Genomic DNA, 13,883 nt, shown 5'->3' with positions numbered 1-13,883 from the left:
TCGCCAAGCGCGCAGTCGCGCACTATCTTTTGAGGATCAGAGGTATTGGCATGACGAAATTTACCGGACCGCCACCGCTTGAAGGCTTGAAACGCAGGATCGCCGCGCACCGCCGCGACCGCGATGGCGGCGTACCCAAAAACCAGAAAAGCGGCATGTTCGTGCGCCAGACATTCTGCATGACGCGGGCCGAGGCCCGTGCCAAGGCGAAAGAATGGTTCGAGGAATATCCAAAGGCCGCATACTGGACGGAAGTCGAAAGCTGGCGGCAGCTGGAAGGCGATCAGATCGAGTTCACCATGCGGCGTTTGCCCTCGGCGGATTGAGGGGCGGTCGCTGTTTTGCCGGGACTGTCCACACTGACTGCCGTCATCCTCGGGCTTGACCCGAGGATTCACAACCTCATAAGATCGTTGGATAAAGATGGATCCTCGCGTCAAGCCCGAGGATGACGATGATGGGTGGCGCGGATGGCAGAGCCCGCCAAGAACGTAGCCGGTAAACCCTTACGCCCGCGTCTCGGCGGTGCGTAGACGGCTCTCGCCCAGAATGCCGCTTTCATCCAGAATGGGATGCGCGACCGAGACGATATGGGCGTTGATGCGTTTCAGGTCTCGTAGCATGTCGAGATGCAGCGAGCTGGTCTGCAGGCTTTCCATCAATCCGTCGCGCAGACGTTCCAGATGACGGCCTGAGGAGCGCTTTTCGAGGCGGCGGATATCGATCTTGATCTCCATCAGTCGCCGGGCAAGCGACAGGTCGCCGGTCACGAAGATGCTTTGGGCGGCGCGCAGGTTCTCGATGGTCATGTCGAAGAGCGTCTTCAATTCGTCATAGCCTTCATCGGAGAACTTGAAGCCGTTCAGGATCTTCTTGCGGATCTGCTCGCACAGGCCTTTCTCGATGATGTCGCCCATATGTTCCAGATTGATGGCGTAGTCGATGACCGTGATCGAACGGCGCGCATCGTTCTCGTCCAGTCCCTTGCGGCCGAGTTGCGAGAGGTAGATCTTCACCTCCTGCTGTAGCTGGTCCACCTTCTTTTCCAGCATTGCGATTTCGGCAAGCGGTGCCAGGTCGTTGTGCTTGAAGGCGTTTTCAGCGCGGATCAGCATGCGCTCGATCGTATCGCCGATGACCAGAACTTCGCGCGTGGCATTGGCCAGTGCGACGACCGGCGTATCGAGCGCGTCCTTATCGAGAAAGCGCGGGCCGTCATCGCTCTGCACATCGCTTGGCACGACCTTTGCCATCAGATCGGATACGAAGCCTGAAAGCGGCCATGCAACGATCGTCAGCAGAATGTTGAAGATCAGATGGGCATCCACCGGCAGCATGCTTTCCGACAGCGGAAGTTGTTGCAGCGCGATCGCGCCATAGGACGCAAGCGGCATGGCGATGGCGCAGCCGATGGCGCGAATGACCAGATTGCCGAGCGTGATGCGCCGCGCGGCGGCAGGGCCGCTCATCGTGGCAATGACCGGCGGGATCGCGCCGCCGAGATTGGCGCCAAGAACGAGAACGATGATGAGCCCCGTCGACAGAATGCCGGCCGAAGCCAGCGACAGGATCAGCACGACCATCGCAAGGCTGGAAGAGGAGAAGAAGGCCATGGCTGCCGACAGGAGCAGCGCAACCGGCCAGGCATCGTCGAGCAGGCCGATGAAGGCGCCGAGTGCCGGTGAAGCGCGCATCGGCTCGGTGGCGTTGCTTAAGAGATGCAGCGAGAGCAGCATCAGTCCGACACCGACGAGAGCCGTGCCGCCCCCCTGGCGGGCATTGGAGTTGCCCTTGCGCAGCACGATGCCGGACAGAATGAGGAGAGGCGACAGCCATGCCACACCGGTTGCGAAAATCCAGGCGGTGACGGCGGTGCCGACATTGGCGCCGAGGAGAACGATCTGCGCCATGCGCGGGCGGATCAGATCACGCTCGGCAAAGGAGGCGACGGTGAGTGCGGTCGCGGTCGAACTCTGGAGCGCGATGGTTGCGAAGAAGCCGGAGACGAAGGAGCGGGGCCCGTTGCGGGTGCTGGTGGCAAGGATGGTTCTAAGCTTCAGCCCGAATGCACGCGTGACGCCATCCTTGACCTGCGTCAGACCGAACAGCAGCAGCGCGACCGCTCCGAGCAAATTGACGATAACGATGGTGGATTCCATGAGCGGCCACTCCTTTCCGTCTATTCGGTCATGATCGAAGAATAGCCTTGCACGAGGTCTTCGTCGCCGAGCGCGTGCGGCGGGCAGGAAGAAATCGAGCGGGAAATCTTTCGTTGGCTAACCAACATAGGGACGAAAAGTTCAGTGGTACAGAGGTTTCTGAAACAATCTTTTCAGAATTTCCAGAAATTTATGGCCAAAATGTTTGACGAAGAACTTCGCCGGTGATCATTGCCGCCGACATGGCGACGTTGATCGAACGCTGGCCTTCGACCATCGGGATCAGAACCCGCTCATCCGCCTTGTCATGCACGTGGTCAGGCACCCCGGCGCTCTCCCGACCAAAGAGCAGGATATCGTCCGGTCGGTACTCCACCTTGGTATAGGGCAGGGCAGCCTTTGTGGACGCCAGGACCAGGCGCCGTCCGGTTGTGGCGCGCCATCCCTCGAACCGCTCCCAGTTGACATGGCGAACGAGTGCGGCCGAAGCGATGTAATCCATGCCCGCGCGTTTCAGGTTGCGGTCGGAGATATCGAAGCCTGCGGGCTCGATGATATCGACGCCGGCGCCGAGACAGGCCGCAAGCCGCAGGATCGTGCCGGTATTGCCAGGAATATCCGGTTGATAAAGAGCGATCCTGATGTTGGACATGATGGTGTTCCTGTTTTCGACGAGGTCGAGGCGGTGAGCATGGAGGGCTCTTGATGATCAGTCAAAGGGCGACCTTGATGTCACTGAAACGCCACAACCTGGCGATTGCACGACACAATCTTGGATGTGCAGCTGTTTACATCTGGTCAATGATTATATTTTGAGCTACAAGGCCTCATCTTCAACACCAGCCATAGGAGGTTCAGATGGATCAGCACAATCGATATCGCCTCCCGGCCTTTGTAGTGCCGCTTCAGGCCTAGGTGTGTCTTTGCGGGTCTCCCGCATTTTTCCGATTTAAAATTTCGTCATGTGGCTGTTACGGCCGCGTTCCATGTGTTTTCCCGTTCTGGCGGTGGCGCTTCATGTCCATTGCGCATGTTCTTTCGGGGTATTCTATTCGGAGCTTAGCCTCATGTTTGGCTGGTTTGAAAAACGACTCGATCCATTTCCTTCGTCCACGCCGTCAACGCCGCCGAAGACGCTGATTGCCTTCATGTGGCACTACGTGAAGCCGGCATGGCCATGGCTTCTTCTGCTCGGCCTGATGTCCATGGGCATCGCGATTGCCGAAGCCATGCTCTACAAGTTCCTTGGAAGCATCGTTGACTGGCTCTCCACCGCCAACCGCGAGACCTTCTTTGCGGATGAGGGCTGGCATCTTGTCGGCATGGGTGCGCTCGTTCTGATCGGCTTGCCATTGATGGGCTCGATCCACACCATGACCATGCACCAAACGCTGGCCGGCAATTTCGGCATGATCGCGCGCTGGCGGATGCACCGGTATCTGCTGCGCCACTCCATGACCTTCTTCGCCAATGAGTTTGCGGGGCGCGTTTCGACCAAGGTCATGCAGACGGCGCTCGCCATCCGCGAAGTGGCGTTGAAGATCATCGACGTTTTCGTCTACGCGATCAGCTTCGTCATTTCGATGCTGTTCATGGTGGCGGCCGCCGACTGGCGCCTGGTCATTCCCTTGCTCGCGTGGCTCGGCATCTATCTGTGCATCCTGACCTATTTCGTGCCAAAGCTTGGCCGGTTGGCGCAGGAACAGGCGGATGCGCGTTCGATGATGACGGGCCGCATCGTGGATAGCTACACGAACATCTCCACCATCAAGCTGTTCTCGCATGCGGGGCGCGAGGAGGTTTATGCGCGTGAGGGCATGGACGTGTTCCTTGGAACCGTTCACCGCCAGATGCGCAAGATTTCCGGCTTCAACATGCTGATCGACATCAACAATGCGATCGTCATGTTCTCGACGGCGAGCCTTGGTCTTTACTTCTGGATGCAGGGCTCGGTGACCGCCGGTTCGGTCGCCATTGCCATCAGCCTTGCCATGCGCGTCAACGGCATGTCGCAGTGGATCATGTGGGAAGTGACCGCGCTGTTTGAAAACATCGGCACCGTCTATGACGGCATGTCGATGATGACCAAGCCGCACGATATCGTCGATGCTGCAAACGCACCAAGCTTAAGCGCACACAAGGGCGCAATCCTGTTCGACGACATCCGTTTCCACTACGGAAAGAACAAGGGTGTCATCGATGGGCTGACGCTGGATATCAAGGCGGGTGAGAAGGTCGGTCTCGTCGGGCGCTCCGGTGCCGGCAAGACGACGCTGATGAACCTTCTGTTGCGCTTTTACGATCTGGAAGGCGGCAGGATCACCATTGACGGGCAGGACATCTCGCACGTATCGCAGGACAGCCTTCGCAGCCTGATCGGCGTGGTGACGCAGGATACCTCGCTTCTGCACCGCTCCATTCGCGACAACATCGCCTATGGTCATCCGGGTGCAAGCGACGAGGAGATCATCGCTGCGGCCAAGCGTGCCAATGCCTGGGACTTCATCGAAACGCTGGTGGACATGCATGGCCGCCACGCGCTCGATGCGCAGGTTGGCGAGCGCGGCGTCAAGCTTTCCGGCGGTCAGCGTCAGCGTATCGCGATTGCGCGTGTGTTCCTGAAGAATGCGCCAATCCTCATTCTCGACGAGGCGACCTCGGCGCTGGACTCGGAAGTCGAGCAGGCCATCCAGGAGAACCTGTTTGCGCTGATGGAAGGCAAGACGGTGATTGCGATCGCGCATCGGCTTTCGACACTGACCGAGATGGATCGATTGATCATTCTCGACAAGGGCAAGATCGTCGAGGCCGGAACGCATTCCGAACTGGTGGCCCATGGCGGCATCTATGCCGATCTGTGGCAGCGCCAGTCGGGCGGCTTCATTGCCGATGAGGAGCCGGAGATGAAAGCAGCGGGCGAATAGGAAGTCTCTATAACCTGAGTCCGGCATAATCAGTATACTGAAGTATTGGGTCCCCGCATCATCATGTGGGGACCTTATTTTTTGAAGTGTATTCTCGTTTCTTGATATTTATCAATAACATTATCTTTAAGAATCACTCGTAATAGTAGTGCAATGGTTGGTTTTCGGATGTCAATTCTACTATTGGGGGTGTCATGTGCTTGTTCAGAATGAAAATTAAACTACTTTTGCCTGCACTCTTCACGCTGTTGATTGTCTTGGGGGCGATACAGGGCGGACTGGCAATCTATTCCATGAGCGTCATGAAAGAGGAGGGCACACAGCTGGCGAACCGGCTTGCGCGCACACTTCTCATCGGCGATATGGATCGAAGCTTCGGCGACGTGCGCCGGGAATATGTCGTTCTTCTCAGTGCCAAAACGCCAGACGACGTCCAAAAGGCCTCCGTACCACTTCAGTCCGCGATCGCGGCGCGCCAGGCGGCCTTCGACGCTTATGGTTCGACCGTGGCCGTTCCCGAGATAAAGCATGTCTTCGAGGCGCTTTCAGCGGCTGTCGGCGAGTACGAGAAGGCGGGCAGCGAATTCGTCAGCCTTCTTGCCGCCTCCAAAGTGGATGAAGCGATGGAGCTCAGGACCGCGCGGATGACTCCGGCGGCGGATGCGTCGACCAAAGCCATCAATGCGCTGATTGCCGCGAACAAGGTTCTGACGGCTCAGTCCCATCAGCATCTGAAGGATGCCTCGGACTTTGCTCTGGAAGCCACGATGACGGCTCTCATTGCGGTGAGCATCATTGCGATTGGCGCGGCTCTTCTGTCGCTCTTCCGGATTGCGCGGCCGATCACCGACATTACCGAGGCGATGAATGCGCTTGCGGCGGGCGATACCGCAAGAGACATTCCCCATGGGGAGCGCAGCGACGAGATCGGTGAAATGGCTGCCGCCGTTTGTGTCTTCCGCGCCAATGCGCTGGAGCGTGAGCGACTTGAACGGCAAGCGGAAGCCAATCGCAGTCTCAGCGAACAGGAGCGGGTAGCGCGCGAGAAGCAGAAGGCGAAGGAGGCTGCGGACGTGACGTTGGCGGTGGATGGTCTAGCCGATGGTCTGAAGCACCTTGCCGATGGCGACATGACCTTCCGGCTCGAAACGCCCTTCGTCAGCCAGTTGGATGGTGTGCGGTTGAACTTCAACGAGTCGGTCGAAAAGCTGCAGGCAGCGCTTCGCTCGGTGGGTGAAAATGCGCGAATGATCGATGCTGGCGCCAATGAGATCCGCTCGGCAACCGACGATCTTTCCAGACGCACCGAACAGCAGGCCGCATCGGTGGAGGAAACCGCCGCAGCGCTTGAGCAGGTGACGACGGCGGTGAAGGATTCCGCCGTCAAGGCGGGTGATGCCGGTGAGCTGGTGGCGAAAACCAGAGCCGGTGCCGAACGATCCGGCGAGGTCGTGCGGAAAGCCGTGACCGCCATGACCGAAATCCAGAACTCGTCGAATGCGATCAGCAATATTATCGGCGTGATCGACGACATCGCCTTCCAGACCAATCTGCTGGCGCTCAACGCAGGGGTGGAGGCAGCACGTGCCGGCGAGGCGGGCAAGGGCTTTGCCGTCGTTGCTCAGGAAGTGCGCGAGCTTGCTCAACGCTCGGCAAGTGCGGCGAAGGAAATCAAGACGCTGATCACCAAATCCGGCGAGCAGGTGCGTGACGGCGTGACGCTGGTTGGCGAAACGGGGCAGGCGCTTGAAGCGATCGTGGCGGAGGTTCAGGAGATCAACCGGAACGTGGCAGCCGTCGTCGCCTCTGCCCGCGAACAGTCCACCGGTCTTTCTGAGATCAACTCGGCCGTCAACCAGATGGATCAGGGCACGCAGCAGAATGCGTCGATGGTGGAGCAGTCGAGTGCTGCGACCTATGGCCTTGCAACGCAGGCGGCTTCGCTGATGGCGCTTCTCTCCCAGTTCAAGCTGGAAGAGGGGGCTGTGGCCCGGTCCGTCTCTCAGCCGGTCCAGGCGTCCAACCAGCCGGCGCAACGATCGCCAGCCCGCGCGATGGGCCAGCGACTTGCCTCTGCCTTCACGGGGAGGGGTTCTGCGGCGGTGGCGGTTGCTGAGGACCACTGGACGGAGTTCTGACCTGATTGCGTGCCGATCAGTCCTATAGGCGGGAACATCTCCCGCCTTTTTTTCATTACAGGTGGTCTCCTCTGGCCCAACAACCGATCGATCTTGTGGGGCCGCATTACCGAAATATAATCTGCCCTGTTCTTTGCCCCTCTCAAGAATCCGCCTATACAATCAATATGATCATCACCCGTGTTTTCCACTATTTCGAAAACTGGATCGAGCCCTTCGCCCGCAAGGACGATCTGAGGCCGCCGGAAAGCACATTTGCTTTCATCTGGTTCTATCTCCGTCAGGCCGAGGCACCGTTCTTCGCCATGCTTGTGCTCGGTGGATTGACGGCTGCGATCGAAGCGGCGCTCTTCTGGTTCGTCGGGCGGCTCGTCGATATACTCTCGACCGTCAAGCCGGGCGATGGCTGGTCTGGCCTGCTGGCGAGCCACGGTTATGAGCTGGTCGGGATGCTGTTCCTGATCGCTGTGGTGCGCTTCGTCGTCACCATGCTGACGGCGCTCGTCGATCAGCAGATCATCACGCCGGGTTTCTACAACCTCGTGCGCTGGCAGTCCTATATGCATGTGGCACGGCAGTCGCTGAGCTTCTTCCAGAACGATTTCTCCGGTCGGATCGTCACCAAGGTCTGGTCGGGCGGGCAGGCGGCGGGCGATCTCGTCACATCGCTGATGGAAAGCGTCTGGTTCGTCGGCATCTATTCGGTATCGATGCTCTTCCTGATCGGCGGGCTGGACTGGCGGCTTGGACTGGTGGTGGTGCTCTGGGTCGGCATCTTCTCCATGCTGGCGCGCTATTTCGTGCCGCGCATTCGCTTCCATTCGCGCGAGACCGCGGAAGCTGCCTCCATGCTGAACGGGCGCATGGTGGATGCCTATAGCAATATCCAGACGCTGCGCCTCTTCGGTCGCGCTGATGCCAATGACCGCTATATGCGCCAGGGCTTCGATACCTTCCAGCGCACCACCATGACCTTTACCCGCTTCATCACGGGGGTCAGGGCGTCCATGGCGCTGCTATCGGGCATCATGATCACGTCGATGGCAGCCCTTTGCATCGATCTGTGGCTCTCCGGCAAGATCAGCTCCGGTGCGGTGGCCTTCACGCTTGCCTTGGTGCTGCGGCTCAACTTCCTGCTTGGACGGCTGATGACGCAGTTTAACGGCATCATGCGCAATTTCGGCACGGTGCAGAACGCCGCCGAACTGATCTCGCAGCCGATCGGCCTTGTCGATGCGGCGGATGCAAAGCCGCTCGAGGTGACGACGCCGAGCGTCCAGTTCGATGATGTTAGCTTCCACTATGGACGCGGCAAGGGTGTCATCGATCACCTCAACCTTACCATCGCGCCCGGCGAAAAGGTCGGTATCGTCGGACGCTCAGGCGCCGGCAAGTCGACACTCGTCAATCTGCTTTTGCGCTTCTATGACGTGGAGCAGGGGCGCATCCTGATCGATGGGCAGGATATTGCCCATGTGACACAGGAGACGTTGCGCGCCCATATCGGCATGGTGACGCAGGATACCTCGCTTCTGCACCGCTCCATTCGCGACAACATCATGTTTGGCCGGACGGACGCGACCGAGGAGGAGTTACTGGAAGCCGCACGTCGAGCGCAGGCCGACGATTTCATCGCGCGGCTTGAAGACCAGCGAGGCCGCAAGGGCTTCGATGCCCATGTGGGCGAACGCGGCGTCAAGCTTTCCGGTGGTCAGCGTCAGCGCATCGCGATTGCGCGTGTGATGCTGAAAGACGCGCCGATCCTCATTCTGGACGAGGCGACGTCGGCGCTCGACTCCGAGGTGGAAGCGGCGATCCAGAGCAATCTCGACGCGTTGATGAGGGGCAAGACGGTGCTGGCAATCGCGCATCGTCTGTCAACGATCGCCGCGCTCGACAGGCTGGTGGTGATGGATGCCGGGCGGATCGTCGAGCAGGGTACCCATAGCGAGCTGGTCGCGAGCGGCGGGCTCTACGCGGACCTCTGGGCGCGCCAGTCCGGCGGCTTTCTGGATGCGGAAGAGCTTTAAGCGCTTCCACCCGGTAGAGAAGAGGCGTACTTCAACTCATTGTTTCTATTTGCTGGGGACTTATTCTGCTGCAATCATGAAATCCGCAGTCAGCCCGTAATGGTTGGACCCCAGATTGTTGGGCATGCGCTGGACGCTGATGAGGGTCGCGGGCTTTCGAGCGAAGACATGATCGATAGCGATACCGAACCGTCCGGCCTTGATTGGCCATGTCGCGGGTTCCCAGCTGACTTTCTCCAGCTCTACATTTTCCATGAAGCGACGCATATCCGGAACAACGCTGGCGGAATTGAAATCTCCGCCGAGAATGACAGGGCCTTGCATGCTTCTCAGCACAGATGAGAGATTGAGCAGCTCCTCACCATGGTTCTCATCGAAATAGGGCTTTGTCAGATGCACCTGCGCGAGATTGAGCGTGACACCACCAAGGTCTATCTGGGCAAAACCGGCGCGCTCTGGGCTGACATAGCTGAGTGTCCCGATCCTGGCATCGCGCAAGGGTCGCTTGGACAGCATCAAAAGATCGCAGGATGCTGTGCCCGCACCACAGCCGAGGCGGTGGGGGTAGGTCTGCTGTAGACGCGGCAAAACGCTGCGGAGGGCTGCGGCCTCCATGATGTAAACGACATCGGCTTGAGAGGAGAGGATGGCGTCTGCGATTGATTCGGCGCTTCGTCGATTTTCGCGCAGCACATTGAAAGACATGAGGCGGAAAGGTTTGGCGTCCGCCGGATATTGCCTGTCCGTGACGAAATCATACTGCATGGAAACAGCGTGCGCGGCGAGAACCAACGACCATGCCAGAAGTGCCACGAAGAGGCGCGAGCGCAGGACAAGGAAGCAGATGATGCAGGCAAGAGCGGCCAGCACCGCGATATGTAGCTGGAAGCTGTTGACGAAGGCCAGAAGCCAAAAATCTCTTACATATCTGATGCTTATTGAAAAAAGAGCTGCGATGATCGCCATTGAGGCGATGCAGGTGAGCCGTGCTTTCACGCTTAAATTCCCGTCTTCTCGCGCTCCCGGAGGTCGCTTAGCACGGCCCATGCCCGCACACAATGTTGCTGGATGGACAGCCGGCTGAGAAAAACGGACGAAAAGATGCGGCTCAAGGCGAAATTACGGCAGCTTTGTGTGCTTTCCTCTTGCCAAGGTCGGGCATATTTTGCGATCACACATATAAGCGCGATTTTATCTTCGCGCATGCATGACCAAGACGCTGGGGATGGAGTTTGTCTTGGATCAAATCGGAGCGGGAGGACTCATGCGATTTTCAACGAAATTAGCGCAGAGGATGGTGTAGCGGTGAGCGAGCACGTAAATGACCATGACGCGTCGGGTGAACCCACCCGTCGCGATTTTCTTTACCTTGTGACGGGTATGGCCGGTGCCGTTGGCGCCGCCGCCGTTGCATGGCCTTTCATCGACCAGATGCGTCCCGATGCATCCACGCTCGCACTCGCTTCCATCGAAGTTAATGTTGCCAGCGTCGAGCCTGGCATGTCGCTGACCGTCAAGTGGCGCGGCAAGCCGATCTTCATCCGCAACCGCACTGAGAAGGAAATTCAGGAAGCCAATGCCGTTCAACTGGCTCAGCTGAAGGATCCGGTTGCCCGCAACGCCAACCTTGCGCCCGATGCACAGGCCACCGACATCGACCGCTCGGCCGGTCAGGGCAAGGAAAACTGGATCGTCATGATCGGCTCCTGTACCCACCTCGGCTGCGTTCCGCTTGGTCAGGCGGGCGATTTCGGCGGATGGTTCTGTCCCTGCCATGGCTCGCACTACGATACGGCGGGCCGCATTCGCAAAGGTCCGGCGCCGGAAAACCTGCATATTCCGACCTTCGCATTCACATCCGATACCGTGATCAGAATCGGATAAGGGGACAGATGAAATGAGTGGTCATTCCAGTTACCAGCCATCGACCGGTATCGAGAGATGGGTCGATTCCCGCCTTCCGCTGCCGCGTATGATCTATGACAGCTTCGTGGCCTATCCGGTTCCGCGCAATCTGAACTACGCATACACCTTCGGTGCCATGCTCGCCGTCATGCTGATCGTGCAGATCCTGACGGGCGTGGTGCTTGCCATGCATTATGCTGCTGATACGACGGTCGCCTTCACCTCCGTCGAGAAGATCATGCGCGACGTGAACCATGGCTGGCTGTTGCGCTACATGCACGCCAATGGCGCGTCCTTCTTCTTCATCGCGGTCTATCTGCATATTGCCCGCGGCCTCTATTACGGCTCCTACAAGGCGCCACGTGAAATTCTCTGGATCCTCGGCTGCGTCATCTTCCTTCTGATGATGGCAACCGGCTTCATGGGTTACGTTCTGCCTTGGGGCCAGATGTCCTTCTGGGGTGCGACCGTTATCACCGGCTTCTTCACCGCCTTCCCGCTGGTGGGTGAGTGGATCCAGCAATTCCTGCTCGGTGGCTTCGCTGTCGATCAGCCGACGCTGAACCGCTTCTTCGCGCTGCACTACCTGCTGCCCTTCATGATTGCCGGCGTCGTCATCCTGCATATCTGGGCGCTGCACGTGACCGGCCAGACAAACCCCACGGGCGTCGAGGTCAAGAGCAAGACGGACACCGTTCCCTTCACGCCCTATGCGACGCTGAAGGATGCGCTTGGCGTGTCGATTTTCCTGATCGCCTACGCCTGGTTCGTCTTCTACATGCCGAACTTCCTCGGCCATCCCGACAACTACATCATGGCGGACGCGCTGAAGACGCCGGCCCACATCGTGCCGGAATGGTACTTCCTTCCCTTCTACGCCATGCTGCGCGCCATCACCTTCAATGTCGGCCCGATCGATTCCAAGCTCGGTGGCGTTCTGGTGATGTTCGGTGCGATTGTCGTGCTGTTCTTCCTGCCATGGCTAGATACGTCCAAGGTTCGCTCTGCGGTCTATCGCCCCTGGTACAAGCTGTTCTTCTGGATCTTCGTCGCCAATGCCATCATGCTCGGTTGGCTTGGCTCGCGTCCCGCGGAAGGCCTCTATGTGACGATGTCGCAGTTGGGTACGCTCTACTACTTCGGCTTCTTCCTCCTCATCATGCCTCTTCTCGGCCTGTTCGAGACGCCAAGGCGAATCCCGAATTCGATCACCGAGGCCGTTCTTGAAAAGAACGCCAAGGCGACCACAGACGCGCCTGCCGGCGTGAAGATCTGAGTGCGGGAGAGAATGATGACAATGAAGAAGCTTGTAACGGGCATCGCGCTCATGGCCGCTCTCGGCGGGTTTACCGCCGCCATGGCAGCAGAAGAAGGCCATGACGACCTCGCGTCGAAGGCGACCCATGCGATTGCAGGCGGGCACTTCCCCATCCTGAAGCCGCATGAGGAGACGTGGTCCTTTGCTGGTCCCTTCGGCAAATATGACAAGGGTCAGTTGCAGCGCGGCCTGAAGATCTACAAGGAAGTCTGTTCCGCCTGCCACTCCATGAGCCTGGTTTCCTTCCGTACGCTTGAGGGCCTCGGCTACTCGGAAGATCAGGTCAAGGCTTTCGCTGCGGAATATGAAGTGCAGGACGGTCCGAATGCCGACGGTGAAATGTTCACCCGCAAGGCCGTACCATCCGATCACTTCCCGTCGCCATATCCGAACAAGGAAGCGGCTGCTGCCTCCAATGGCGGCGCTGCCCCTCCGGACATGTCGCTGCTCGCCAAGGCACGCGGTGTTGAACGCGGTTTCCCGCAGTTCATCATCGACATGATCCCGATCGTTGGCGGTTATCAGGAAGGTGGCCCGGACTACATCCACGCGCTGCTGACGGGATATCAGGAGCCGCCAGCCGGCATCAAGAACCCGGATGGTACGGACTATAAGGTTCCGGAAGGCACCCACTTCAATCCGTATTTCGGCAGCGCTACATCGTTGAAAATGGCTCCACCCATCAGCAACGATCAGGTGACCTACGATGATGGTACGCCGCAGACGCTGGAGCAATATTCCAGAGACATCTCGGCCTTCCTCATGTGGGCTGCCGAGCCCCATCTGGAACAGCGTAAGCGCACGGGTTTCATGGTGATGATATTCCTGTTCATCTTCACGGTGCTGATCTACCTCACGAAGAAGTCGGTTTATTCGCGAAAAGAGCACTGATAGCTTTCGCATGATCTGCGTAAGAGCCCCGCGGTCACCCGCGGGGCTTTTTTGTGACCTGTGGGAGCGCTCGATGACGAAAATTCGAACCGGAGGCTGTCTGTGTGGCTCGATCCGCTTTGAAACCAGGGCCGTGCCGCGCAATGCTCACACGTGCTCCTGCGAGGTCTGCCAGCGGCACTCCGGTGCGACCAGCCTCACCTGGGTGGAGTTCAACGCGGACGATGTTGTCAGGATCGGGTCCGGCGGTGCGCCATCGGCCTATCGTTCCTTCGATTATTCCAGCCGCGCCTTCTGCGCCGCTTGCGGCAGCACGCTTGGCGCAATCGACGATGAGCCTGTCGTTGCGCTTGTCTGGGCAAGTTTTGACAATCGTGAGGATCAGGCGTTGCGGCCTCACGCCCATTCCTTCGAGGATGTCTGCCCGGTATGGGCCAAAATACCGAGCATGACGACCGGCGAATAAGGGCCGTACCTTTTTCGTTGGTTCGCCGACATCAACTTGATAGGGTGCGGCA

The 13,883-nt window shown here is 58.7% G+C and carries 11 protein-coding genes; 8 read left to right on the top strand and 3 right to left on the bottom strand.

Features of this window, described 5'->3' with window-relative positions; translation table 11 throughout:
• Positions 1 to 50: 50 nt before the first annotated feature.
• On the top strand, positions 51 to 326 hold the full coding sequence (locus EYC79_RS19200; protein ID WP_062440259.1) for a hypothetical protein: 276 nt from the start codon (positions 51 to 53) through the stop codon (positions 324 to 326).
• 180 nt (positions 327 to 506) lie between these two features.
• Here EYC79_RS19200 and EYC79_RS19195 read toward each other — a convergent pair whose 3' ends face one another.
• Positions 507 to 2,159 carry a Na/Pi cotransporter family protein gene (locus tag EYC79_RS19195; RefSeq protein WP_062440261.1) on the bottom strand — a complete coding sequence of 551 codons (1,653 nt, stop codon included), beginning with the start codon at positions 2,157 to 2,159 and terminating at the stop codon, positions 507 to 509.
• Positions 2,160 to 2,349: 190 nt separating this feature from the next.
• Positions 2,350 to 2,811, bottom strand: a complete 462-nt coding sequence (locus EYC79_RS19190; protein ID WP_130979138.1) for a tRNA (cytidine(34)-2'-O)-methyltransferase — start codon at positions 2,809 to 2,811, stop codon at positions 2,350 to 2,352.
• A gap of 415 nt (positions 2,812 to 3,226) precedes the next feature.
• Between EYC79_RS19190 and EYC79_RS19185 the strand changes: the two genes are divergently transcribed.
• From EYC79_RS19185 to EYC79_RS19175, 3 genes are all read left to right on the top strand, one after another.
• Positions 3,227 to 5,083 (top strand): ABC transporter ATP-binding protein, encoded by a 1,857-nt coding sequence (locus EYC79_RS19185; RefSeq protein ID WP_062426380.1) that lies wholly within the window; start codon positions 3,227 to 3,229, stop codon positions 5,081 to 5,083.
• A gap of 209 nt (positions 5,084 to 5,292) precedes the next feature.
• Entirely contained in the window at positions 5,293 to 7,221 is a 1,929-nt protein-coding gene (locus EYC79_RS19180; protein WP_245495320.1) for a methyl-accepting chemotaxis protein, read from the top strand.
• 167 nt (positions 7,222 to 7,388) lie between these two features.
• A complete protein-coding gene (locus EYC79_RS19175) occupies positions 7,389 to 9,251 on the top strand; it encodes an ABC transporter ATP-binding protein (protein WP_130979128.1) in 1,863 nt (620 codons plus the stop codon).
• Positions 9,252 to 9,311: 60 nt separating this feature from the next.
• Here EYC79_RS19175 and EYC79_RS19170 read toward each other — a convergent pair whose 3' ends face one another.
• Positions 9,312 to 10,247, bottom strand: coding sequence for an endonuclease/exonuclease/phosphatase family protein (locus EYC79_RS19170; RefSeq protein ID WP_130979126.1), 936 nt, complete (start codon positions 10,245 to 10,247; stop codon positions 9,312 to 9,314).
• 309 nt (positions 10,248 to 10,556) lie between these two features.
• Here EYC79_RS19170 and petA point away from each other — a divergent pair, with 309 nt between their 5' ends.
• The 4 genes from petA (at position 10,557) to EYC79_RS19150 (ending at position 13,831) form a co-directional block, all read left to right on the top strand.
• Positions 10,557 to 11,135, top strand: a complete 579-nt coding sequence (petA, locus tag EYC79_RS19165; RefSeq protein ID WP_062426384.1) for a ubiquinol-cytochrome c reductase iron-sulfur subunit — start codon at positions 10,557 to 10,559, stop codon at positions 11,133 to 11,135.
• 13 nt (positions 11,136 to 11,148) lie between these two features.
• Positions 11,149 to 12,432 carry a cytochrome b gene (locus EYC79_RS19160; RefSeq protein ID WP_062426385.1) on the top strand — a complete coding sequence of 428 codons (1,284 nt, stop codon included), beginning with the start codon at positions 11,149 to 11,151 and terminating at the stop codon, positions 12,430 to 12,432.
• A gap of 21 nt (positions 12,433 to 12,453) precedes the next feature.
• Positions 12,454 to 13,365: a cytochrome c1 gene (locus EYC79_RS19155; RefSeq protein ID WP_062441072.1), complete on the top strand. Its 912-nt coding sequence runs from the start codon at positions 12,454 to 12,456 to the stop codon at positions 13,363 to 13,365.
• 73 nt (positions 13,366 to 13,438) lie between these two features.
• The gene (locus EYC79_RS19150; RefSeq protein WP_130979124.1) at positions 13,439 to 13,831 is read left to right on the top strand and encodes a GFA family protein; all 393 of its coding nucleotides are present in this window, start codon (positions 13,439 to 13,441) and stop codon (positions 13,829 to 13,831) included.
• Positions 13,832 to 13,883: the final 52 nt, after the last annotated feature.

The organism is Agrobacterium cavarae, assembly GCF_004310285.1.
Lineage (GTDB): Bacteria > Pseudomonadota > Alphaproteobacteria > Rhizobiales > Rhizobiaceae > Agrobacterium > Agrobacterium cavarae.
The sequence above is the reverse complement of the archived record's forward strand: the minus strand, read 5'-3'. Positions and strand labels throughout refer to the sequence as shown.